24 protein-coding genes are annotated in these 22,997 nt (G+C 64.3%); 9 read left to right on the top strand and 15 right to left on the bottom strand.

The window, feature by feature from the left end; genetic code table 11:
* Positions 1-214 precede the first annotated feature (214 nt).
* Positions 215-967, bottom strand: a complete 753-nt coding sequence (locus AC1DYJ_RS15920; protein WP_477287749.1) for an IclR family transcriptional regulator — start codon at positions 965-967, stop codon at positions 215-217.
* A gap of 206 nt (positions 968-1,173) precedes the next feature.
* Here AC1DYJ_RS15920 and AC1DYJ_RS15915 point away from each other — a divergent pair, with 206 nt between their 5' ends.
* From AC1DYJ_RS15915 to AC1DYJ_RS15895, 5 genes are all read left to right on the top strand, one after another.
* A complete protein-coding gene (locus AC1DYJ_RS15915) occupies positions 1,174-2,151 on the top strand; it encodes a Bug family tripartite tricarboxylate transporter substrate binding protein (protein ID WP_477287751.1) in 978 nt (325 codons plus the stop codon).
* 140 nt (positions 2,152-2,291) lie between these two features.
* Positions 2,292-2,828, top strand: a complete 537-nt coding sequence (locus tag AC1DYJ_RS15910; protein WP_477287753.1) for a tripartite tricarboxylate transporter TctB family protein — start codon at positions 2,292-2,294, stop codon at positions 2,826-2,828.
* A 4-nt stretch (positions 2,829-2,832) separates the two neighbouring features.
* The gene (locus AC1DYJ_RS15905; protein WP_477287755.1) at positions 2,833-4,356 is read left to right on the top strand and encodes a tripartite tricarboxylate transporter permease; all 1,524 of its coding nucleotides are present in this window, start codon (positions 2,833-2,835) and stop codon (positions 4,354-4,356) included.
* A 15-nt stretch (positions 4,357-4,371) separates the two neighbouring features.
* On the top strand, positions 4,372-5,550 hold the full coding sequence (locus AC1DYJ_RS15900; RefSeq protein ID WP_477287757.1) for a CaiB/BaiF CoA transferase family protein: 1,179 nt from the start codon (positions 4,372-4,374) through the stop codon (positions 5,548-5,550).
* Positions 5,547-6,398 (top strand): citryl-CoA lyase, encoded by an 852-nt coding sequence (locus AC1DYJ_RS15895; RefSeq protein ID WP_477287759.1) that lies wholly within the window; start codon positions 5,547-5,549, stop codon positions 6,396-6,398. The genes AC1DYJ_RS15900 and AC1DYJ_RS15895 overlap by 4 nt, the downstream gene beginning before the upstream one ends.
* Positions 6,399-6,401: 3 nt before the next feature.
* On the opposite strand, the gene AC1DYJ_RS15890 is transcribed toward AC1DYJ_RS15895, so the two are convergent.
* Both AC1DYJ_RS15890 and AC1DYJ_RS15885 read right to left on the bottom strand, forming a co-directional pair.
* A complete protein-coding gene (locus AC1DYJ_RS15890; RefSeq protein WP_477287761.1) occupies positions 6,402-6,878 on the bottom strand; it encodes an NUDIX hydrolase in 477 nt (158 codons plus the stop codon).
* Between the two features lie 123 nt (positions 6,879-7,001).
* Positions 7,002-7,274: a hypothetical protein gene (locus AC1DYJ_RS15885; protein WP_477287763.1), complete on the bottom strand. Its 273-nt coding sequence runs from the start codon at positions 7,272-7,274 to the stop codon at positions 7,002-7,004.
* Between the two features lie 228 nt (positions 7,275-7,502).
* On the opposite strand from AC1DYJ_RS15885, the gene AC1DYJ_RS15880 reads away from it, so the two are divergent.
* Complete coding sequence (locus AC1DYJ_RS15880) at positions 7,503-8,081, top strand: invasion associated locus B family protein (RefSeq protein WP_477287765.1); 579 nt, start codon at positions 7,503-7,505, stop codon at positions 8,079-8,081.
* A gap of 15 nt (positions 8,082-8,096) precedes the next feature.
* On the opposite strand, the gene AC1DYJ_RS15875 is transcribed toward AC1DYJ_RS15880, so the two are convergent.
* From AC1DYJ_RS15875 to AC1DYJ_RS15840, 8 genes are all read right to left on the bottom strand, one after another.
* Positions 8,097-8,789: a response regulator transcription factor gene (locus AC1DYJ_RS15875; protein ID WP_477287766.1), complete on the bottom strand. Its 693-nt coding sequence runs from the start codon at positions 8,787-8,789 to the stop codon at positions 8,097-8,099.
* Entirely contained in the window at positions 8,786-11,521 is a 2,736-nt protein-coding gene (locus AC1DYJ_RS15870) for a DUF4118 domain-containing protein (protein WP_477287768.1), read from the bottom strand. The genes AC1DYJ_RS15875 and AC1DYJ_RS15870 overlap by 4 nt, the downstream gene beginning before the upstream one ends.
* 53 nt (positions 11,522-11,574) lie before the next feature.
* Entirely contained in the window at positions 11,575-12,141 is a 567-nt protein-coding gene (gene kdpC / locus AC1DYJ_RS15865; RefSeq protein WP_477287770.1) for a potassium-transporting ATPase subunit KdpC, read from the bottom strand.
* 11 nt (positions 12,142-12,152) lie between these two features.
* A complete protein-coding gene (gene kdpB / locus AC1DYJ_RS15860; protein WP_477287772.1) occupies positions 12,153-14,246 on the bottom strand; it encodes a potassium-transporting ATPase subunit KdpB in 2,094 nt (697 codons plus the stop codon).
* Positions 14,243-14,458: a hypothetical protein gene (locus AC1DYJ_RS15855; RefSeq protein ID WP_477287774.1), complete on the bottom strand. Its 216-nt coding sequence runs from the start codon at positions 14,456-14,458 to the stop codon at positions 14,243-14,245. Before AC1DYJ_RS15855 ends, kdpB begins: the two co-directional genes overlap by 4 nt.
* Before the next feature lie 8 nt (positions 14,459-14,466).
* Positions 14,467-16,170: a potassium-transporting ATPase subunit KdpA gene (gene kdpA, locus AC1DYJ_RS15850; RefSeq protein WP_477287776.1), complete on the bottom strand. Its 1,704-nt coding sequence runs from the start codon at positions 16,168-16,170 to the stop codon at positions 14,467-14,469.
* 34 nt (positions 16,171-16,204) lie between these two features.
* The gene (locus AC1DYJ_RS15845) at positions 16,205-16,453 is read right to left on the bottom strand and encodes a potassium-transporting ATPase subunit F (protein ID WP_477287778.1); all 249 of its coding nucleotides are present in this window, start codon (positions 16,451-16,453) and stop codon (positions 16,205-16,207) included.
* Positions 16,454-16,637: 184 nt separating this feature from the next.
* Positions 16,638-17,036: a GFA family protein gene (locus tag AC1DYJ_RS15840; RefSeq protein ID WP_477287780.1), complete on the bottom strand. Its 399-nt coding sequence runs from the start codon at positions 17,034-17,036 to the stop codon at positions 16,638-16,640.
* A gap of 220 nt (positions 17,037-17,256) precedes the next feature.
* Here AC1DYJ_RS15840 and AC1DYJ_RS15835 point away from each other — a divergent pair, with 220 nt between their 5' ends.
* A complete protein-coding gene (locus AC1DYJ_RS15835; protein ID WP_477287782.1) occupies positions 17,257-19,047 on the top strand; it encodes a flavin-containing monooxygenase in 1,791 nt (596 codons plus the stop codon).
* Positions 19,048-19,228: 181 nt separating this feature from the next.
* On the opposite strand, the gene AC1DYJ_RS15830 is transcribed toward AC1DYJ_RS15835, so the two are convergent.
* Together AC1DYJ_RS15830 and AC1DYJ_RS15825 are read right to left on the bottom strand one after the other, a co-directional pair.
* Positions 19,229-20,455: an amidohydrolase/deacetylase family metallohydrolase gene (locus AC1DYJ_RS15830; RefSeq protein ID WP_477289101.1), complete on the bottom strand. Its 1,227-nt coding sequence runs from the start codon at positions 20,453-20,455 to the stop codon at positions 19,229-19,231.
* 40 nt (positions 20,456-20,495) lie between these two features.
* A complete protein-coding gene (locus AC1DYJ_RS15825) occupies positions 20,496-20,861 on the bottom strand; it encodes a RidA family protein (protein ID WP_477289099.1) in 366 nt (121 codons plus the stop codon).
* A 185-nt stretch (positions 20,862-21,046) separates the two neighbouring features.
* Here AC1DYJ_RS15825 and AC1DYJ_RS15820 point away from each other — a divergent pair, with 185 nt between their 5' ends.
* On the top strand, positions 21,047-21,532 hold the full coding sequence (locus tag AC1DYJ_RS15820; RefSeq protein ID WP_477289097.1) for a hypothetical protein: 486 nt from the start codon (positions 21,047-21,049) through the stop codon (positions 21,530-21,532).
* Here AC1DYJ_RS15820 and AC1DYJ_RS15815 read toward each other — a convergent pair.
* Positions 21,529-21,771: a DUF982 domain-containing protein gene (locus AC1DYJ_RS15815; RefSeq protein ID WP_477289095.1), complete on the bottom strand. Its 243-nt coding sequence runs from the start codon at positions 21,769-21,771 to the stop codon at positions 21,529-21,531. The two genes, AC1DYJ_RS15820 and AC1DYJ_RS15815, sit on opposite strands and share 4 nt — an antisense overlap.
* Positions 21,772-21,899: 128 nt before the next feature.
* A complete protein-coding gene (locus tag AC1DYJ_RS15810; RefSeq protein WP_477289093.1) occupies positions 21,900-22,130 on the bottom strand; it encodes a hypothetical protein in 231 nt (76 codons plus the stop codon).
* A gap of 146 nt (positions 22,131-22,276) precedes the next feature.
* Between AC1DYJ_RS15810 and AC1DYJ_RS15805 the strand changes: the two genes are divergently transcribed.
* A complete protein-coding gene (locus AC1DYJ_RS15805; RefSeq protein WP_477289092.1) occupies positions 22,277-22,918 on the top strand; it encodes a glutathione S-transferase family protein in 642 nt (213 codons plus the stop codon).
* Positions 22,919-22,997 lie beyond the last annotated feature (79 nt).

Below are 22,997 nucleotides of genomic sequence, written 5' to 3'. Positions count from 1 at the left end.
GGCATTAACAGCCAATAAATTCTTAGGCTATTTGCTTCCGGATTGGCCCGATTTCTGTAAAACGTGCTTACGCGGCGTCAGGCGCGCAATCTTTCGCAAAAGCTGCATTGTATTCGAGTACGCCAGGAGAATACATTCGCGGTCGAGGACCTGCAAGGGCGGGTGGAAACACTGCGTGACCGCAGGTTTGATCGCGTTGCGGGGCCCGATTGCGCTAGGTGAGGTTGCCTGCTTGCACGCCTGCACGCTCAAGGGCTGACGCGTCCTCGCCGAAGGCACGCGTGGCTCGGGCCGCCGCTTCCAGAAGGGTCGGCGTCATGCGCCGCAGGAACGCTGCGTCGACACGCGTCGACGGGCCGGCGAGCGTCAAGGCGCCGAGCAAAATGTGTCCGGGCCCGAACACCGGCGCCGACACGCCCGCGGTCTCGGGGTCACGGTCGCCGATCGACAGATAGTGGCAGGTTTCGCGGATGGTCTCGTAAGGTTCGCCCTGCTGGCCAGAAAAGGCAGCGAGTACACGGCCGCCGGAACCGGCGAGCAGGGGCAGCAGGTCACCTTCCCGGATGGTGTAGCGGATCGGATGTTTGGATTCGACGCGGTAGAGGCAGGTGCGGGCGTCGCCCGAGCGGACATAGAAGGCCACGCTTTCCCAGCTGCGCTCGGCGAGATCGCGCATGATCGGCAACAGGATGTCGACCGCCACCACCGAGCGCTGATAGAGCGCGCCAAGCCGGAAGGTCGCTGGCCCGATGCGGTAGCGGCCATCGTCGAGCCGCTCGAGCAACTGACCGCGCAGCAACGAGTTCGCCAGCCGCAAAATGGTGCTCTTGTAGAGCCCGGTCCGCGCCGCGATTTCGGCCAGGCTGAGCGAGCGGTCGGCGGTGGCGAAAGCGTCGAGAATGGCGATCGCGCGATCGAGCGCGGCAACGCCATCGGCCGGCAACGGCTGGGATCGCGCTTCGGTCATCTCAGGGACGGTTTCATTCCAGTTTACTCGCTCGGGCACAGGCCGATCGGCAGGATTGTGCCGCATATCCATTGTTCTGTCTAGTAGAACGTCGTTCCTGTTGACAGAACGTGCTGAAATCGGCATGAATTTTTGCCGAGCGGGTCTGTTTTCAGGCTACGTTTCTGGCAGGCACCGGAGGAGGTGTCGTGATTTGGAGGAATCCCATGCTGAACAGACGCAAATTTTTGATGAGCACCGCGGCCGCAGGCGCTGCCGGTTTCGTCGCAACGCATTTGACGCCCGCCTTCGCCCAAGATGCTCCGCAGATCCAGATTTTCGTGCCAGCCGCGCCGGGTGGCGGCTGGGACCAGACAGGACGCACCATCGACCAGGTGCTGCGCAGTGAAAAACTGATCTCCGGCTCGCAGATCACCAATGTCGGCGGCGCCGGCGGTACGGTCGGCCTGCCGCAGTTCATCAGCCAGTGGAAGGGCAAGGGCAATTCGCTGATGGTGGCCGGCATGGTCATGGTCGGCGCCATCATCGCCAACAAATCCGCCAACAACCTCTCCGAAGTCACGCCGATCGCCCGCCTCACCGGCGAGTTCGAGGCGCTGGTGGTGCCGGCGGATTCGCCGTTCAAGACGGCCGGCGATTTCGTTGCCGCGCTCAAGGCGGATCCGACCAAGGTGCCGGTTGCCGGCGGCTCGGCCGGCGGCTCCGACCATATATTGTTCGGCCTGATCGCCAAGACGGTCGGTGTTCCGGCAACCAACCTCTCCTACGTGCCGTTCGCCGGCGGCGGCGAGGCGCTGTCGGCGCTGCTCGGCAACCAGGTGGCGGCCGGCATTTCCGGCTTTGGTGAGTTCTCAGAACAGGTCAAGGCGGGCGCGCTTCGGTTGCTGGCGATCTCCGCCGACAAGCGCCAGGACGGCATCGACGCACCGACGATGAAGGAAGCCGGCATCGACGTCGAGCTGTTCAACTGGCGCGGCGTCTTCGCACCGCCCGGCGTCTCCGATGCCGACAAGGCGGCGATGGTCACGATGATCGAGACCATGGCCAAGAGCGATGCTTGGGCAACCGAGTGCAAGAACCGCAACTGGACGCCCATCCTTCTGACCGGCGACGACTATGCAAAATTCCTCGCCGACGACACCGCACGCATCGCCGCCATCCTCAAGGATCTCGGCCTCGCCTGATGTCTTCACGGGGCGGCCTCTCCAAGGAAGCTTGGGCCGCCCCTTCCGACTTTCGCCTGCGGCATGGACATATCATGCGGTGGGAGTGAAACTGCGGATGCGGCCGGCGGGAGGATGCCGGCCCTATTGGGAGGACATTGATGAGCAGCAGCGACCAGCAGCCGGCGCCCCCGCGCCTTGCCATGCCCGAATTGTTGATCGGCGTCGGGCTTCTCGCCTGCGCCGCGGCCGTGGCGTGGCAGACCCTGGCGATCCCGGTGTCGCCGCTCTATTCCAAGGTCGGGCCGACCGTCTTTCCCTACATCACCATGACCGGCATGATCGTGCTGTCGCTGCTGCTCATCGTCGCCGCGGTGCGCGGCGGCTGGCAGCCGCTGGAGGAAAAGGAAACACCGACCGACTGGAAAGCGATGGGCATCGTCGTTGCCGGCCTGGTTGCCAATCTGGTGCTGATCCAGCCGCTCGGCTTCACCGCCGCCTCCGTCATCATGTTCGTGCTCGTCTGTTACGGGTTCGGCAGCAAGCACACGCTGCGCGATGCGCTGACTGGGTTGATCCTGGCGCTGGCCGCCTATTTCGGCTTTGCCAGGGCGCTCGGCGTCAACATCGGCGCCGGCTTCATCGAAAACCAGCTGAACACGGTGATCGACGCGATCATCACTGCAGTGAGGGGCTGACGCCATGGAGACGCTCGGTCATCTCGGTCACGGATTTTCCGTCGCTTTCTCACCGATGAACCTGCTGTGGTGCCTGGTCGGCACCACGCTCGGCACCGCCATCGGCGTGCTGCCCGGCCTCGGGCCGGCACTCACCATCGCGCTGCTGTTGCCGATCACCTACCAGGTGGCGCCGGAGGCCTCTTTCATCCTGTTCGCCGGCATCTATTACGGCGCCATGTATGGCGGCTCGACAACGTCGATCCTGCTGAACACGCCGGGTGAAAGCGCCACCATCGTCACCGCGCTCGAAGGCAACAAGATGGCCCGCTCCGGCCGCGGCGGCGCGGCACTGGCGACCTCGGCAATCGGTTCCTTCGTCGCCGGCACCATCGGCACGCTGGGCGTCGCCTTCCTGGCGCCGGTGGTGGTGAAGTTCGCGCTGGCTTTCGGGCCGGCCGAATATTTCTCGCTGATGGTGCTCGCCTTCATCACAGTGTCCGCCGTGCTCGGCTCGTCGGCGGTGCGCGGCCTCACCAGCCTGTTCATCGGCTTCGTCATCGGCATGATCGGCGTCGACCTCCAGACCGGACAGCCGCGCTTCACCTTCGGCACAAACGAACTGCTCGACGGCGTCGATGTCATCATTGCCGCGGTCGGCCTGTTTGCCGTTGGCGAGACGCTGTACATGGCCTCACGCCGCTATGCCGGCAAGGACGAGATCGTGCCGCTCAAGGGCTCGCTCTACATGACCGCCGCCGAATGGGGGCGCTCGTGGAAGGCCTGGCTGCGCGGTGCTGCGATCGGCTTCCCGATCGGCGCCATGCCGGCCGGCGGCGCAGAAATCCCGACCTTCCTGTCCTATGCCATCGAAAAGAAGCTGTCGAAGCACAAGGAGGAGTTTGGCACGGTCGGCGCCATCGAGGGCGTCGCCGGCCCGGAAGCCGCCAACAACGCGTCGGCCGCCGGCGTGCTGGTGCCGATGCTCACCCTTGGCCTGCCGACCTCGGCGACCGCCGCGATCATGCTGTCGGCCTTCCAGAGCTACGGCATCAATCCGGGGCCGCTGCTGTTGACGACGCAGGCCGATCTGGTCTGGGGCCTGATCGCCAGCCTGTTCATCGCCAACGTCATCCTGGTCATCCTCAATCTGCCGCTGATCGGGCTGTGGGTGCGGCTGTTGAAAATCCCGGCGCCGCAGCTCTACGCCGGCATCCTGGTGTTCGCCACCGTCGGCACATACGGCATCTCGCAATCGCCGATCGACCTCGTCATCCTCTATCTGCTGGGGGCCGCCGGCTTCCTGATGCGGCGCTTCGATTTCCCGACCGCGCCGGTGATCATCGGCATGATCCTCGGGCCGCTCGCCGAAACCCAGTTCCGCCGCGCGATGACGATCTCGAATGGCGACTGGTCGGTGTTCTATACCCACAAGCTGTCGCTGGTGCTGCTGATCCTCGCCTTCATTGGCCTCGCCGGTCCGCACATCTGGGCCTTCATCGAGCATCGGCGCCGGCGCGGACCGGAGCATGTGCCGGGCGATGCCTGAGCGATCTGGAGTATCATGACCGATCTGCTTGCCGGTATCCGCGTTCTCGACCTGACCAACGTGCTGGCCGGGCCTTACTGCGCCTACCAGCTGGCGCTGCTCGGCGCCGATGTCATCAAGGTCGAGGCGCCGCAAGGCGGCGATCTGGCGCGCCAGCTCGGCGCCTCGCCGGCGCTCAACAAAGCCGGCATGGGCGCGTCGTTCCTGGCCCAGAACGCCGGCAAACGTTCGGTGGTGCTCGATCTGAAGAAAGAAGCCGACCGCGAGCGTTTCCTCGATCTGGTGGCCTCCGCCGACGCACTGGTCGAGAATTTTCGTCCTGGTGTGATGGCGCGTCTTGGCCTTGGCTATGAGCAGCTGAAAGAGGTTCGCCCCGATCTCGTCTATTGCGCCATATCGGGGTTCGGCCAGACCGGACCGATGCGCGACAATCCGGCCTACGACCAGATTATCCAGGGGCTGTCCGGCATTATGAGCATCACCGGCACGCCGGAGACCGCGCCGCTCAGGGTCGGCTATCCCGTTGCCGACACGCTGGGCGGGCTGGTCGGGGCCTTTGCCATCGCTGCTGCGCTGGTCAAGCAGAAGACATCGGGCGAGGGCGCGTTTCTCGATGTGTCGATGCTTGAATGCACACTGTCGGCGCTCGGCTGGCCGGTCTCCAACTATCTGACCGCCGGCGTCGAGCCGAAGCCGATGGGCAATGAGAACATGACGGCGGCGCCCTCCGGCGCGTTCCGCACCGGCGACGGGTTGCTCAACATCGCCGCCAACAAGCAGGAACAGTTCGTCACGCTCTGCCACCTGATCGGCCAGCCGGAGCTGGCCTCGGATCCGCGCTTTGCCGAGCGCGAGACGCGCAAGCTGAACCGCGCGGCCCTGAAGGCGCTGATCGAGACGGCGCTCGCCAGTGCCTCGGCCGCCGAATGGGAAGAAAAGTTCAACCGCGCCGGCGTGCCGGCGGGTCGGGTGCTGACCATCCCGCAGGTGCTGGGCGAGCGCCAGGTGGTCGAGCGCGACATGACCGCCAGCTTCCGGGGCCTGCCCGGCATGGATGAGCCGCTGACCGTTGTGCGCGGCGGTTTCATGGTCGATGGCACGGCACCCTTGCCGGTCTTGCCGCCGCCGGTGCTCGGCGAGCATATGGACGAGGTTTTTTCCACCCTGCCGCCGCGCGCCAGGAGAAGCGCGTGAGCGAGAAGGCGAAAAAAACCGGCCGCGAGCGCGGCGAGGAGTGGTGGCAGACCGGCATCATCGAGATGAGCCCCGGCATCATCCGGCTGCGCGGCTATGAAATCCAGGATCTGATCGGCCGGGTCAGCTTCCCGGCCACGATCTGGCTAATGCTGCGCGGCGAGTTGCCCAGCGAAGAGCAGGCGGCGCTGCTTGGCATTGCGCTGGGGGCGGCCGTCGATCACGGGCCGCAGGCTCCGTCTATCGCCATTGCCCGCATGGCGATCACCTGCGGCGTCGGCATCAACAGCGCCATGGCCTCGGCCGTCAATGTGCTGGGCGACGTGCATGGCGGCGCCGGCGAACAGGCGCTGTCCTTCTACGGCGACATCGCGGTGGCGCTCGATGCAGGTGCTGCGCTCAGCGAAGCGGTCTCGGCGCGGCTCGACCGCTTCTCTGCCGAGGAGAAAGGCTACGTGCCGGGCTTTGGCCACCGCTTCCATCCGGTCGATCCGCGCGCGCCGCGCCTCATCGAAGTGACCCGCGATTTTGCCGCGCGCGGCGTCGTCAGCGGGCGCTTCGCCGACATCGCCGAGGCTGTCGAGGCGGAGGTCGCCCGGCGCAAGGGCAAGAAGATCCCGCTCAACATCGACGGCGCCACCGCCGTCATCTATGGCGAACTCGGCTTTCCGCCGCCGCTGACGCGCGGCCTGTTCGTGCTGTCGCGCTCGGTCGGCATCCTGGCGCATGCCTGGGAGCAGTCGCAGCAGAGCGACCGCAACAAGGGGCCGCTGCCGCGCGAATGGCTATGGGCGTATACCGGCGCGCCGGTGCGGCCGTTTCCTGCTGAAGGCGACGAGGGCAAGTGAGGTTTAGACCGGGCCTGGCACCGCTGGCTGCGTGGTCGCCAGGTTCGCCATCAGTGTCGAAAGATCGGGCTCGTCGATGAGCAATGCCGCGTCCTGTGGCTTGAGCCATGCGCGCTGGCGGCTCTTGGCCTCCTGCCAGTTGGCCAGCTCTTCGTGCACTTCGAGCAGGTAGACGACGACGTCGACGCGAACGAAATTGTGTTCCAGCCGTTTCCAGTAGGAGTAGCTGCCGGCCGGCGCCTTGCGCGTCTTACCGAGCACGCCGGCCTCTTCTCGTGCCTCGATGGTGGCGGCCTTGCGGCCGCTCTTGCCTTTCATCGGCCAGCCCTTCGGCACGATGAAGCGCTTGGTCGTGCGCGACGTCACCAGCATCACTTCGAAATTGCCATGCTCATCCAGGCGAAACGGGATGGCGGCGACCTGGCGTATCCGCTCGCCTCGCCTTGCCTTGCGCACCGCCTTTTTCTTCGTCGTTGCCATGTGCTGAAAAACCCGGTCGACGGGCGCATCGCCGTACGCCGTCTGCAAACCCCAAAAATGCCCGCGAGGCAATGAAGCATTTTTATTAGATAAGTCGACTAAGTAAATCGAAAGCGACCGATATCAACGGCAAACACGCACAATCTGGTTGTTGACGATCTGAATCGGGCAAGCTTGCCTGACGACGGGGACGTCGGGGCGCGGTTGCGGCACGATCCGGCGGTCCTGGTCGCGATACTGCTGCTGCTGTTGCTGGAACTGCTGCCGCTGCAGAGTGTTGCGCAACTGCTGCAGCTGGTTCTGCTGCATCAGCCGGTTGGCGCTGGGATTGACGGCCTGCGCCGCGGCAGCTCGCACCATGCCCGACAGCGTCGCTGCCGCCAGCATCGCCGACATCAGAACCGTCGATAGGCGAAGCGTCGACATCCGTTCATTCCCGTACAAACATAATCTCCTCCCTATATAGGGCGTCCCCACCGATCTGCCATGGGCCGCCGAAATCGGCAGAACCAGGCGCCGAAGCGACCTGCCCGCACTTGACAGAAATCACCTGATGACCGCTCTATCGGGCGCGGTCCTCGGGCCCAATGGCGGGCGGCTCGAGGCAGAATCGGGAGCATATTGATGAAAAGCAGGCAAGTATATTTCGCAGCGCTACTGGGCGGCATCTGTATTCTTGGCCCGGCGGCGGTCGCTGCGCAGACCAAGACCGACAAGGCGGCACCTGCCGCCGCTGCCGCCGCCCCGACCCTGCCTGGCGGCGCGTCGGCGCTGTCCGAAACCCATGGCGACTGGACGGTCAATTGCCAGATAACGGGCACCAATAAGGCCTGCAGCCTGTCGCATCAGCAGTTCAACAAGCAATCCAACCAGCGCCTGCTGGCGATAGAGCTGTCGAGCAAGAGCGGCGAGGATGCTGCCGGAACGCTGGCGCTGCCGTTCGGCCTGGCGCTGGCCAAGGGCGTCAGCCTGACCATCGACGACCAGAAGCTGGACGGCAGCCTGCCCTTCAACACCTGCCAGGCCGTCGGCTGCCTTGTGCCGGTGGCGTTCGACGCCAGCCTGACGCCACTGCTCAAGGCAGGCACGACGCTGAAGATCGACGCGTTTGCGGCCGACACCGGCCAGGCGGTGAGTTTCACCATCCCGCTCAACGGCTTTGGCGGCGCGCTGGCCCGGACAGCTGAATTGTCGGCGGACTGAGCAGCGCCCGCCCGGTCACTCGACTTCGCGCAGCCGATACCCCACGCCGGTTTCGGTGGTGATGTAGCGTGGCTGGTCGGGCGACTTTTCGATCTTCTGCCGGAGCTGGCGGACATAGACCCGGAGATACTGCACGTCGGTCGAATCGCCCCACACCTGCTTGAGCAGGAAATGGTGGGTCAGCACCTTGCCGGCGTGCTGCACCAGAATGCGCAATATGTCGTATTCCTTCGGCGAGAGTTTTATCTCCTTGTCCTCGACCTTGACGATGCGCTTGACCAGGTCGACGCTGAGATCGCCGGTGTGGAAGACCGGCTTCTCGCCCTGCTGCTGGAATTTGTGGCGCAGCGCGACACGGATTCTGGCGACCAGTTCGTTCATGCCGAACGGCTTGGTGATGTAGTCGTCAGCGCCCAGTTCCAGTGCTGCGACGATGCCGGCCTCGTCGGTGCGGCTGGACAGGATGACCACGGGGACATCGAGCCCGTCGTCGCGCCATTTGCGCAACAGGTCGAGGCCGCCCATGCCGGGCAGGCCGAGATCAAGCAGGATCAGATCCGGCTTTTCCATATCGACGATCTCGATCGCGGCCCTGGCGTTGGGCGCCTCGCTGACCGCATAGCCCTGGCTGCCGAGGCCGACGCGCAGCAGTTTGCGGATCGGCGGCTCGTCATCGACCACCAAAATGCTGACGTTGGAATTTGTCATGCCGGATCACCAGATGTTTGCCCGTCCGCGCTCTGTTCGTCCATGCTGGGCGATTGCGCCGGCCTCGGCATGCGGATGGTGAAGACCGCGCCCGGGCGGTCGCTGCGGTTCGCCGCCGTGATCGTGCCGCCCATGGCCTCGATGAAGCCGCGGCAGATCGACAGACCGAGCCCGGTGCCGGCCTGGACCTGGTCTCGCTTGCGCACCCGGTAGAAGCTGTCGAAGATCCGCTCAAGGTCGGCGGGTGGAATGCCCGGGCCTTCATCCATGACCTGCAGCATGACGGAGCCATTGTCGACCCAGCCCTGCAGCCGGATGGTCGATCCCGGCGGCGCATATTTTGCGGCATTGTCGAGCAGGTTGAACAGCACCTGCTCGAACAGGACGGGGTCGAGCTTCAGCATCGGCAGGTCGGCTGGAATGTCGACTTCGGTCGTGTGGCCGGCGGTGATCTTGCGCGCCCGCTGCAAGGCCGAGCCGACGATGTCGCCGACATAGTGGAACGCGAAATTCGGCTCCATGGCGCCGGATTCGATCTTGGTCATGTCGAGCAGATTGGCGATGAAGCGGTTCAGCCGTTCGGATTCGTCGAGCACGGTCGTCAGCAGCTCCGCCCGATCGTTCTCGGGCAATGAAGGTGCGAATTCCCGCAACGTGCCGGCCGCGCCCATGATGGCGGCGAGTGGCGTCTTCAGATCATGCGAGATCGACGTCAGCAGCGCCGAGCGCAGCCGATCGGCCTCGGCCGCCAGCTTGGCGCGGTCGACATCGGCGACCAGTTGGATGCGTTCGATGGCGACAGCCGCCTGGTCGGCCAGTGCGTCGAGCAGGCGCTGCTGCTCCGGCGTCAGCAGCGGCCCTTGCTTGTCATTGTCGAGCCCGACGACGCCGATGGCCGTGCGGCCCGTGCGCAAGGGCAGATAGAGGCGCTTGGCGCCGGGCAGCGTGTCGGCACCGCGGCCGGCGGCACGGTTGTGCTCCCAGGCCCAGCGGGCGGCGGCGATGTCGGCCTCGGCCAGCGTGTCGTCGGGCGGATAACCGGCCTTGACGGTGATCGTGCCGTCCTCCGGCAACAGCAGCACGACGCGCAGTTTCAGCATCGAGGCGATCTGGAAGGCGGTGGCCCACAGCACGTCGTCGAGCGTGCCGGCGCCGGCGAGCTTTTTGGAGAAGAGGTAGATGTCTTCCGTCGCCCGCGCCCGCGAGCGTGCAGCGACCGCCTGGCGCTGGACGCGTGCCGTAAGATTGCTGGCGATGACGGCAACGACGAGGAAGACGGCGAGCGCCACGATGCTCTCCGGGTCCCGGATCGTCAGCGTGTAGCGCGGTTCGAGGAAAAAATAGTTGAAGGCAAAGGCGCTGGCCACGCAGGCATACAGAGCCGGCCACAGACCTCCGGCCACCGCCGATGTCAGCACGCCGATGAGAAAGATGATCGCGAGATTGCGAACGTCGAGAAACTGGTCGAGCAGGACGGCGAAGCCGAGCGAGCCGGCAACGAATGCCGTGGCCTTGAGATAGGGCCAGACGTCGAACTGCCACTGTTCGTCGGCCGCCTTGACGTTCCGTGAGGCCGCCTCGTTGCCGCGCTCGGTTCCCGAAATGACATGGACGCTGATGTCGCCGGCATTGCGGATGAGATCGTAGGTGAGCGAGCCTTCGATCAGCTCTCGCCAGCGCGATCGTGTCGGCCTGCCGACGACGATGTGCGTGAAATTGTTGGCCGTCGCATGGCGCACGATATCCTGGGCAACGTTCTGGCCGGGAATGGTCGTCACCTCGGCGCCGAGCTGCTCGGCAAGGCGCAAGAGCGTCGCCAGCCGGTCCTTGTCCTCCTCCGACATGGCCGCCGAACGCGGCGTGTCGACATGCAGCGCCGTCCAGGGCGCCCGCAGCCGGTCGGCCAGCCGGCGCGCATAGCGGATGCGGGCCGCACCGCCCGGACGCGCGTCGACGCAGACAAGCACCCTTTCGCCCGCCGCCCACGGGCCCTGGATGGCGTGCGACTGCATGTGGTTGAGCAACTGCTCGTCGACACGCTGGGCGGTGCGGCGCAGCGCCAGTTCGCGAAGCGCCGTCAGATTGCCGGGCGAGAAATAGTTCTCGACCGCGCGCTGGGCGGTGTTGGGGAAATAGACCTTGCCTTCCTTTAACCGCTTGATCAGGTCGTCGGGCGTGAGGTCGATGATCTCGATGTCGTCGGCCTGGTCGATGATGGAGTCCGGGACCGTTTCGCGCACCCTGACGCGGGTGATCTGCGCCACGACGTCGTTCAGGCTCTCGACATGCTGGATGTTGAGCGTGGTGTAGACGTCGATACCGCGCGTCAGGAGTTCCTGGACGTCGAGATAACGCTTGGGATGGCGGCTGCCCGGCGCGTTGGTGTGGGCAAGTTCGTCGACCAGCACCAGCGCCGGCCGGCGGGCGAGAATGGCATCGATGTCCATCTCGTCGAGAACGCGGTCCTTGTAGTCCACCTTCTTGCGCGGGATGACCTCGTAGCCGTCGACCAGCGCCAGGGTTTCCTTGCGGCCGTGGGTCTCGACGATGCCGATCACCACGTCGACGCCGTCGGCCAGCCGGGCGCGGCCGGCCATCAGCATCTCATAGGTCTTGCCGACGCCGGGTGCGGCACCGAGAAATATCCGCAGACGGCCGCGCTCTTCCCGCTCCGCATGCTCGAGCAGTGCGTCCGGAGAGGGTCTGTTATCGTTGCTTCGGTCGTCCGGCATCAGGCTCGATCATGAACGGCGCCGGGGGTGGTGTCGATCCCCGGCGCTTTGCTTCATTGCTTGGTATCGTCCAGCGCCAGGTTCAGCGCCAGCACATTGACGACCGGCTCGCCGAGGAAGCCGAGCTCGCGGCCTTCGACATGGCTGTCGACAATCGCCTTGACCTTGGCTTCGTCGAAGCCCCTGGCCTTGGCCACCCTGGCGACCTGGAAATAGGCGGCCTCGGGGCTGATGTCGGGGTCGAGGCCACTGCCGGAGGTAGTGACCAGGTCCATCGGCACCGGCTGGTTCGGGTTCTCCGCCTTCAGCTTGTCGGCATCGCCTTTGATGCGGTCGATCAGCTTGGGGTTGGTCGGGCCGAGGTTGGAGCCGCTCGAGGCGGTGGCGTTATAGCCGTCGCCGGCAGCCGAGGGGCGGCCACGGAAATATTTGTCGCCGGCAAAGCCCTGGCCGATCAGTTCGGAGCCGACGACCTTGCCGTCCTTCTCGATCAGGCTGCCATTGGCCTGGTGCGGGAACAGCGCCTGGGCGATGCTTGTCATGCCGAGTGGATAGATCAGGCCGGTCAGCACGGTGAAGAAGACGATCATGATGATCGCGGGTCTTATCTGGGTGAGCATGGGCTTTATCCTTAAGCGAGGCCGAGGCCGGTGACGATCATGTCGATCGCCTTGATGCCGACGAAGGGAACGATGATGCCGCCGAGGCCGTAGACCAGCAGGTTGCGGCTGAGCAGGGCGCCGGCGCCGATGGCGCGGTATTTGACGCCTTTCAGCGACAGCGGGATCAGCGCGATGATGATCAGCGCGTTGAAGATGATGGCCGACAGGATGGCGCTTTGCGGCGTCGCCAGGTGCATGATGTTGAGCGCCTGCAGCGGCCCGGTGGTCTGCCCCGGCGCGACGTAGAAGACGGCGAACATCGCCGGGATGATGGCGAAGTATTTGGCGACGTCGTTGGCGATCGAGAAGGTCGTCAGCGAACCACGCGTCATCAGCAGCGCCTTGCCGATCTCGACGATCTCGATCAGCTTGGTCGGGTCACTATCGAGGTCGACCATGTTGCCCGCTTCACGCGCGGCCACCGTGCCGGTGTTCATGGCGACGCCGACATCGGCCTGGGCAAGCGCCGGTGCGTCGTTGGTGCCGTCGCCGCACATGGCGACCAGCTTGCCCTTGGCCTGTTCGTCGCGGATCAGCTTCAGCTTGTCCTCGGGCGTCGCCTGGGCGAGGAAGTCGTCGACGCCGGCTTCGGCCGCGATCGCGGCCGCCGTCATCGGATTGTCGCCGGTGATCATCACCGTGCGGATGCCCATCTTGCGCAGTTCGGCAAAGCGTTCGCGAATGCCGCCCTTGACGATGTCCTTGAGGTGGACGACGCCGAGCAGGCGGCCATCACGCTCGACCGCCAGAGGCGTGCCGCCGGCCTTGGCGATCTCGTCGGCGATCGCCTGGAGATCCTTGACGGTGTCGCTGCCGGGGCGCGCGCCATGGGTGGCCGATGTCGACTGGTTGACATAGGCGAGAACCGAATCGACGGCGCCCTTGCGCACCGACGAGCCATCGATGTCGACGCCACTCATGCGGGTCTGCGCCGTGAAGGGCACGAAGGTGGCATGCAAGGTCGCCATGTCGCGGGCGCGGATGGCGTATTTCTCTTTGGCCAGCACGACGATCGAGCGTCCCTCGGGCGTCTCGTCGGCGAGCGAAGCAAGCTGCGCCGCATCGGCCAGTTCCTGCTCGGTGACGCCCTTGACCGGGCGGAACTCGGTCGCCTGGCGATTGCCGAGCGTGATGGTGCCGGTCTTGTCGAGCAGCAGCGTGTCGACGTCGCCCGCGGCTTCGACGGCACGGCCCGACATGGCCAGCACATTGAAGCGCACCAGGCGGTCCATGCCGGCAATGCCGATGGCCGACAGCAGCGCGCCGATGGTGGTCGGAATCAAAGTGACGAACAGTGCGACGAGCACGGTCACCGAGATGTAGCCGCCCGAATAGGAAGCAAAGCTCGGGATCGTCGCGGTGGCGAGCACGAAGATCAGCGTCATGCCGACCAGCAGGATGTTGAGCGCGATTTCATTCGGCGTCTTTTGGCGCGCCGCACCTTCGACCAGCGAGATCATACGGTCGAGGAAGGTGTGGCCGGACGCGGCCGATATGCGCACGCGGATCCAGTCGGACAGAACCTGCGTGCCGCCGGTGACCGCCGAACGGTCGCCGCCGGATTCGCGGATGACGGGTGCGGACTCGCCGGTGATCGCCGCCTCGTTGACCGAGGCCACGCCTTCGATCACTTCGCCGTCGGACGGGATGATGTCGCCGGCTTCGACCAGCACGACGTCGCCGACCTTCAGGCTGGTGCCGGGCACCAGCTTGAATTTGGAGCGGTCCTCGCCGGACAAAAGCTTGGCCTGGGTCTCGGTGCGCGCCTTGCGCAGCGAGTCGGCCTGTGCCTTGCCGCGGCCTTCGGCGACGGCTTCGGCGAAGTTGGCGAACAGCACGGTGAACCACAGCCAGATGATGATCTGCAAGGTGAAGCCGAAATCGCCGCCGCCGGTGAAGCGATCCCTGATGAACAGGACCGTGGTCAGCAGTGAAACGATGGCGACGACGAACATCACCGGGTTCTTGATCAGGGTGCGCGGGTCGAGTTTCCTGAAGGCGCCGCCGATGGCGGGCCACAGGATGCTGGCATCCATGATGACAGCGGATTTGGACTGGCTCATTTGGTGGCTCCAGTATCTGGAATGTTGGCCGGCACCGAGTGGTCGGATGCCGAAAAGAGTTGCGGCGGCCCATAGGCCAGCAGCCAGATCACGATCATGACTGCTGCGAGGCCGAGGAAGGTGGACACGCTGGGGAAGGGAGGGGGAGTTTCCTCCCCCTCAGTGTCGGCTCGCGGCCGGCCCTTCCTGCGTTTGGGGTTGAACCAGGACATCACGAGCCTCAGAAGGTCTGTCCGTTGATCGCAGCCAGGTGCTCGACGATCGGCCCGATCGCCAGTGCCGGGAAGAAGGTCAGGCCGACGACGATCAGGATGACGCCGACGAGCAGGCCGACGAACAGCGGACCATCGGTCGGGAAGGTGCCGGCGGAGGCAGGCACCGTCTTCTTCGCCACCAACGAGCCGGCAATGGCGAGCGCTGGAATGATGACGAAGAAGCGACCCACCCACATGGTGATGCCCAGCGTGATGTTGTACCAGGGCGTGTTGCCGGAAAGGCCGCCAAAGGCCGAGCCGTTGTTGGCCGCCGCCGAGGTGTAGGCATAGAGAACTTCGGAGAAGCCGTGCGGACCGCCATTGGCCATCGAGGCCACGGCGCTCGGCAGCACCACCGCGATTGCCGTGAAGACCAGCATGACCAGCGGCAGAGCAAGGATGGCGAGCATGGCCATCTTGACCTCCTTGGCCTCGATCTTCTTGCCGAGATATTCCGGCGTGCGGCCGACCATCAGGCCGGCGACGAAGACGGCGACGATGATGAACATCATGATGCCGTAGAAGCCGGCGCCGACGCCGCCGACGATGACTTCGCCGAGCTGCATGTTAACCATCGGGATCAAGCCGCCAAGGGCCGTGAACGAGTCATGCATGGCGTTGACGGCGCCGCACGAGGCAGCCGTGGTGATGACTGCGAACAGTGCCGAGGCGGCAATGCCGAAGCGGCTCTCCTTGCCTTCCATGTTGCCGCCGTCGATGCCCAGCGCGTGGACCAGCGGATTGCCGGCGGCTTCCGCCCAGTAGCAGATGGCGACGCCGGCGATGAACAGCACGCCCATCGTGGCCAGGATCGCCCAGCCCTGGCGCTGGTTGCCGACCATGCGACCGAAGACGTTGGTCAGCGCCGCACCCAGCGCGAAGATCGTCACCATCTGGATCAGATTGGAGATCGCGTCCGGGTTCTCGAAGGGATGCGCGGCATTGGCGTTGAAGAAGCCGCCGCCATTGGTTCCGAGCATCTTGATGGCGATCTGCGAGGCAACGGGGCCGAGCGCGATGGTCTGCTTGGCGCCTTCGAGCGTGGTGGCGTCGACATACGGCCCGAGCGTCTGCGGCATTCCGAGCCAGACGTAGACCAAGGTGAGCACGATACAGAGCGGCAGCAGGATGTAGAGCGTGCAGCGGGTCATATCGACCCAGAAATTGCCGATCGACTTGACCGAATGCCGGGCGAAGCCACGGATCAGCGCCACCGCAATGGCAACGCCGACAGCCGCGGACATGAAGTTCTGCACGGTGAGGCCGGCCATCTGCACGAGGTAGGACATCGTGCTTTCGCCGCCGTAATTCTGCCAGTTGGTGTTGGTGACGAAGCTGACGGCGGTGTTGAAAGCGAGATTGGGCTCGACCGCGGTCATGCCCGCCGGATTGTAGGGCAGCACGCCTTGCAGGCGCTGCAGAAAGTAAAGCACCAGGAAGGAGGCCAGGCTGAAGAAGATGATGCCTGCCGAATAGGTCGTCCAGTGCTGCTCTTCGCGTTCACTGGTTCCCGAGATGCGATAAAGGCCGCGTTCAATGGGCCCGAGTATGGGCGAGAGAAAGGTGCGATCGCCATTGAAGACGCGATACATGTAGCCGCCGAGCGGCTTCACCAGCAAAACGACGATCCCGCAATAGACGAGGATCTGTATCCATCCGTTGATAGTCATGAGAATAGCTTTCCGTGCCTTGCACCAGGAGCGATCAGAAGCGTTCTGGGCGAACGAGGGCGTATGTCAGGTAGACGAGCAGGAACAAGGTCACGCCGCCACCGAGGATGTAATCGACAAGCATGGTGTGATCCTTCCGCTTAAAGCGCGTCACAGGCTTTGATGTAGACGAGGGAAAGAGCGAAAAACAAAACGTCGATCCCGATGACGACAATGTCCATTCTTGTTGTTCCTTGCTGCTGCTTGTATTTGGCGCCAGCTGCTGGCGAGCCAGAAATTCCATGAGAACGACCCGCCGTACCTAGATCGGTCACGACGGCCGGAGCGTTTTGCTCGCAACGGAATATGGACCCGATCGCCATAAAGGTTCGAGACGGGCCGCGGAGGAAAGATATAAAATTCCTATAAAGATTTTGCGCCGGCCCGCGCGCTGCGACTGAACCAGTCCGCGCTCGCCGATCTCCGCGCTAGCCTTTCGTATAGTCAGGCCCGACACGGGTCGGCAGGCCGTCGGCGAGTTTCAACCAGGGGAGCTTCTCTTCAAAAGCGACATGCAGCGTGGGTACAAATTTTTCCGGCTCCTCCATAGCTGCCGAAAAGAAATGCATGACACCGGACATGTTCTTTGAGCGGAAGGACAGCGGCGAGCCACATTGATCGCAAAATGTTCTTTCCACGCCGGGAGACGAGTTGAAGACCTTCGGTGGCTTGGACAGCCATCGCCATTGGCTGTCCAGGACGCCAATGTAGGCGGTCATCGGCGCAGAACATTGCCGCCGACAACTTTCGCAATGACAGACCACGCAGGCCTGTACCGGGCCATCGACTTCAAAAGCAATGGCGCGACATAAGCAACGACCACGCATGCAAACTCTCCTTGAGTTAACAAGGACAGCTTCAGGCCTGGGCGTGAGGAAGGCGCCATGAAATGCGCCGAGCTGGAGCGCAATTCCGACATTCGGCGCCAGTCTAGGCCACCACAGCCCGCCGGCAGCGGCGCCCGAAAATGATGCCTTGATATCGTGGCCCCTCTTGCGGCGGCGCCGTCTTTCGAAACAATGTGAGCGGAAAATAGGGGAAGATCAGATGCTCGACATGGCACCATCGAAACAGGCGGCCACATGGCTCTCCACCCTTGCGCGGGCGCTGGAAGCGGATGACGCCGAGGCGGCCGCGAACCTGTTCGTCGAGGACTGCTACTGGCGCGATCTGCTGACCTTCACTTGGAACATCACGACCATGGAAGGCCGCGACGCCATAAGCGACATGCTGCAGGCCACGCTGGCGGTTGCGAAGCCTTCACACTGGACCTTATCTGGCGAAGCGACGTCGGACGAAGGCACCATCGAGGCATGGTTCAGCTTCGAAACCTCTGTCGCGCGCGGCGAAGGAATCATGCGCCTTAGGGGGGGCCGCTGCCGGACATTGTTCACGGCGATGCGCGAGCTCAAGGGGTTCGAGGAACAAAAGGGACCGGCGCGCCCGCTGGGCATCCGCCACAGGGCCGATCCGAAGCGCGAGACCTGGGCGGAAGCGCGGGCGCGCGAGACGCGTGACCTCGGCGCCACCGAACAGCCCTATTGCCTGGTCATCGGCGGCGGCCAGGGCGGCATCATGCTCGGCGCGCGGCTCAGGCAGCTTGGCGTGCCCACCATCATCATCGAGAAGAATGCGCGCCCCGGCGATTCCTGGCGCAACCGCTACCGCTCGCTCGTGCTGCACGACCCGGTCTGGTACGATCATCTGCCCTACATTCCGTTCCCGGAGAACTGGCCGGTGTTCACGCCCAAGGACAAGATGGGCGACTGGCTGGAGATGTACACCAGGGTGATGGAGCTCAACTATTGGGTCGCCACCAAATGCGTTAGCGCCAGCTATGACGAGGCCGAGAAGGTGTGGACCGTTGTGGTTGACCGCGTCGGCCGGCACATCACGCTGAAGCCGAAGCACATCGTCTTTGCCACCGGCGCCTACGGCCCGCCACGGCAGATCGCGCTACCCGGCGCCGAGACTTTTAGGGGCGAACTGCTGCATTCCAGCCAGTACGCAAGCGGCGAAAAATTCCGCGGCAAAAAGGTCGCGGTCATCGGCGCGGCAAGCTCGGGGCACGACGTCAGCGTCGACCTCTGGGAGAGCGGCGCCGACGTCACCATGATCCAGCGGTCGCCGACGACGGTGGTGAAGTCCGATACGCTGATGGAGGTGGGTTTCGAAATCTTCTCGGAAAAGGCGCTGGCGCTCGGCATTAGCACCGACAGAGCCGATTTGATCGTTGCTTCGACACCATTCGCGCTGGTGCCGAAGGGGCAGCGGGACCTCTACGAGGTGATCAAGGCGCGCGACGCCGACTTCTACGACCGGCTGCGCGCGACCGGCTTCGCCATCGATTTCGGCGAGGACGAGACCGGGCTGTTGATGAAGGCCTACCGCACCGGCTCCGGCTATTACATCGATGTCGGCGCCTGCGAGTTGATCATCAACGGCGAGATCAAGGTGAAGAGCGGTGTCGGCATCAAGTCGCTGACGCCGACCGGTATTTTGTTCGACGACGACAGCGAGCTGGCGGTCGACGCGATCGTCTCATGCACTGGCTACCAGTCGATGAACGAGACGGTGGCGGCCATCGTCTCGCGCGAGGTCGCCGACAAGGTCGGCCCGTGCTGGGGCCTCGGCTCCGGCGTCAAGGGCGATCCCGGCCCATGGCAAGGCGAGTTGCGCAACATGTGGAAGCCGACGGCACAGGACGCGCTGTGGTTCCACGGCGGCAATCTGGCGCTGTCGCGGTTTTATTCGAAATATGTGGCGCTGCAGATCAAGGCGCGGATGGAGGGGATTGAAACACCGGTTTATGGGAAGGTGAGTAATTCGGGGCGGTGAAGCGGCCAATCTCCCCCCTCGTGGGGGAGATGTCCGGCAGGACAGAGGGGGGCGCTGTCCCGCCGAGGTCTCGGCTCGATTGCAGGTCGTCGACTTCTTGCTAGGCCGCAAGGCCTTAAAGGTTAGCGTCCCTTCGCGCCCCCCTCTGCCCTGCCGGGCATCTCCCCCACGAGGGGGGAGATTATCTCCGCCCGAAATGCCGTGCCGCCACCTCCACATGCGTATGCGGTGCATGCGGCTCGAACCTCTCAGTCGCATTGTGGTCAGGCGCCTCGTTCGGATACCAGACACCGCCGATGGCGATGCCGTCCGACGTCAGCCGCTGATTGGCGACGAGCGCCGCACCCACGGCGTCGACGAAGGTGAAGCGGCCGGAGGTCAGGCGCAGCACCGCGACATCGCCCACGCCGCCGACTTTCAACGTACCTAGCTCCGGCCTGGCGATCGCCTCGGCCGGGCGTTGCGTGGCGGCGCGCAGCACTTCGACCAGCGGCATGCCGAGCGCCATCAGTTTCGACATGCAGACGAGGATGTCGAAGGCGGGGCCGTCGATGCAGTAGAGATGCACGTCGCTGGAGATCACGTCGGGCGCGATGCCCTCGGCCAGCATTGCCTTGGCCACCGCGAAGTCGAACGAGCCCATGCCGTGGCCGATGTCGAAGATGACGCCGCGCTCGCGCGCCAGATACATGTCCGGCCGCACCGCGCCGGAGGCAAAGACCGGGGCGTTGGGGAACGGCCGAAAACAGTGGGTGAGGATGTCGCCGCGGCGCAGGCGCGGCAGCACTTCGGAGCGGCCGGGCGGCGGCTCGTCTATGTGCGCCATCAACGGCAAGCCGGCCTGGTCGGCCGCCTCAAGGGCAAGGTCCACCGGCGCGATGCCGCTGGTGCCGCCGGCATGCTTACCGGAGCGCACTTTTACGCCGACGACGACATCGGCGTGCTCGCGCACCGCCGCTACCGTCTCGCGTGGTTCGCAGAGCCTGAGATCGCTGCATTCGCCGACCGAGACCGTCTGCGAGAAGCCGAATATGCCGGCGAAGGAGATGTTGACGTAGGCGAGGATGCGCACCTTAGAGCGCTCGATGACGTGGCGGCGAAAGCCCAAAAAATTGCCGGCGCCGGCGCTGCCGGCGTCGATGAAGGTGGTGGTGCCGCTCTTGGCCGCCAGCCGGTCGGCGTCGACGCCGAGCGAGGTGCCGCCCCAGTAGACGTGGCTGTGCAAATCGATGAGGCCGGGGGTGACGATGCAATCGCGTGCATCGACAACTTGCGCGGCGTGTTCGGCATCGATCGCGGCTTCGATGGCCGCGATGCGACCGCCGGCGACGGCAACGTCACGCGGAGCGTCAAGCCCAGAGGCCGGATCGATCAGGCGGCCGCCCTTGATCAGGAGATCGAACTGCATCGGCGCCTGCCTCCGTATCTGGTCTTGTATTTGTCGGCGATCAAACCGGCCGGTAGGCGACGGCTTCGACCTCGATCTTGATGTCGATCATCAGCCGCGATTCGACCGTGGTGCGGGCCGGCGGATCCTTGGGAAAGTGTTTCGCGTAGACGGCATTGAAGGCGCCGAAGTCGCGCGCGTCCTCGAGCCAGACCGTGGTCTTGACGACATCGTCCATGGTGCAGCCGGCCAATGCCAGCGCCGCCTTCACATTCTGCAGCACTTGCTCTGTCTGCTCGGTAATGCCGCCCTTGACCACGATGCGGTCGGCATCGACCGGCACCTGGCCGGAGATGTAGACGAAATCGCCGGCGCGCACCGCCGGAGACAGCGGCACATGCGATGTTCCGAAACACTGCTTGGGCAAGGGAAAACTCCTGTTCAGACTTTGGCGGATCACGCCTGCGGTTCAATTCCAGCCGACCGCTCTACGCCTCTCCCCATGATCCTCATAGGGGGCTTTTGGGAAAGCAAGATTTTTCCAGACGCGTGTTGCTTTATTGGGGGACCGCCAGCATCTTGCGCGTCGCCTTTTCGGACAGGAGATTTCCAATGAACTTCGACAAGAACCCGTTTCCAGAAGGCGACGCCGATCGTCACGCGCTGTGGGAAATGCTGGTGCGGCGCGACATTGACGCCTTCATCGGCCAGGACTGGGCGATGGTCGAGGATGATTTCATCGCCGACAGTTTCTTCGGCATGCACGCGCATTTCCTGAGCGATGCCGACGCCTGGCGGCTGCAATTTCCATCGCTTGGCGTCTATCGCGACGAATGGCTGCGCCAGGCCAAGGAGACGGCGGCGACAAAATTCGCCGAGCCGCTGCGCGAAGCCCTGTTTCGCGTCACCAACATGCGCGACATCGATGTCGATGGCGATCGCGCGGTGCTGCACAAGAAGTTCAATGGTTCGGTCACCAAGGCTGACGGCAGCGTCGACCGGCTGAAGTGGCAGACGCTGTATTTCTGCAGGAAGGTGGCGGGGCGCTGGAAGATTGCCGGCTTCGTCGGCTACATGCCGCATCCCCTGGGGAGCTAACCTTCGCGCACGACCAGATGCGCTTCCCGGGCCGCGGCGGTGAAGGCGCGGCGCGCCGTGCCAACCGCGCGGCGCTGTTCCATCGCATCCATCATCGCTTTGAGCGCGGACCGGTATTTCGGGCCGCGCTCCTCATCCGGCCATCCGTCGACCAGCAGGGAGGCTGCCTGCACCGTTCCGGTCACGGTCAGGCCGTGGCTTTCGATGGTCACGGGAACGTCGAATTGTTCATCGCGCATTGACGCTACTCCTGGAACTCAACTGTTTACTTTGACGCAATTCCGGACGGAAAACCGCTCGCACTTTTCCTGGAATTGCTCGAACTTGAAGACGTCAGAAACGGCGCAATGCCCGTTTCGTTCCAGCGTTACTGCTGGCGGTGGTCGAATACGACCGCCATGGTCTTACCAATTGCCGCCATGACGATCAGCTCGACGAGATCGTCGTCGCTGTCGACACAGGCCGGATCCATGCGGCGGATGGCTTCGAGCGCCGCCCTGGTCGAGACGGTATCGCCGGCGCGGAATTTTGAAAGCACTGAGGAAACAAGATTTTGTGCTGTCAGATCGATGACAGGTACGCTTGATACTGCGTTCATTGGCTTCCTCCTGCCAAGAACCCTCTCCCAAGCGAATGATACGCCGAACGGCGGTTTGCGCCAGCGGAATCGTGGTCCGACCAGATTGCCGAGCGGGCACGTTTGCGTGTTTGATAGGATCGAGCCAACAGCGCCTATGGACCGACATGAAACTGTACTTCAGCCGCAACCCCAATCCGCGCCTCGCGGTCGCAACGGCGCGTCATCTCCAGGCCAAGGTCGAGTTTGAGTTCGCGGCACCTTTCGCACCGGGGCAGGCGGAGCGGTTCCGGTCGCTCAACCCGAACCTTTCCATCCCGATCCTGGTGGGATCATGGGGTAGCCTGTGGGAAGCCGACGCCATTGCCTGCAAGCTGTCGCGCGAGTCTGGGTCGGATTTCTGGCGCGCCGGCGACGACCAGCCCGACATGATCCGCTGGCTGAGCTGGGGCAAGGAGAATTTCGTCCGCGCCTGCGACATGGTCCATTTCGAGCGCGGCACCAAGCAGCGCTACGGGATTGGCCCGATCGACCAGGGCAAGGTCGAGGAGGGGCTGGCGGAGTTCCATAGGGCGGCGGCGATCCTCGAGGCGGAGCTTGCCCGGCGGGAATGGCTGGTCGACGGTTCGCCTTCCTATGCCGACTTCCGCATGGCGACATTCCTGCCTTTCAACGAGGTCGCCGGCCTGCCGCTGGGCGACTATCCCTGCGTTTTCGCCTGGTATCGCCGGCTCGAAGCCATCGACGCCTGGCGCGATCCCTTCGACGGGCTGGAAGCGCCGCATCTGCCGCCGGTGAAGCCTGCCTGATCCGCCTTCCCATGGGGCAGGCGGGCTGAGGTGTGGCGCTTTGGCAGCATAGGTGTGGAACACCGGGACTGTTGCCTTC

The organism is Mesorhizobium sp. P2_B11 (genome assembly GCF_056404855.1).
Note: the sequence above shows the minus strand (reverse complement) of the source record. Positions and strands in the feature narration are given on the sequence as shown.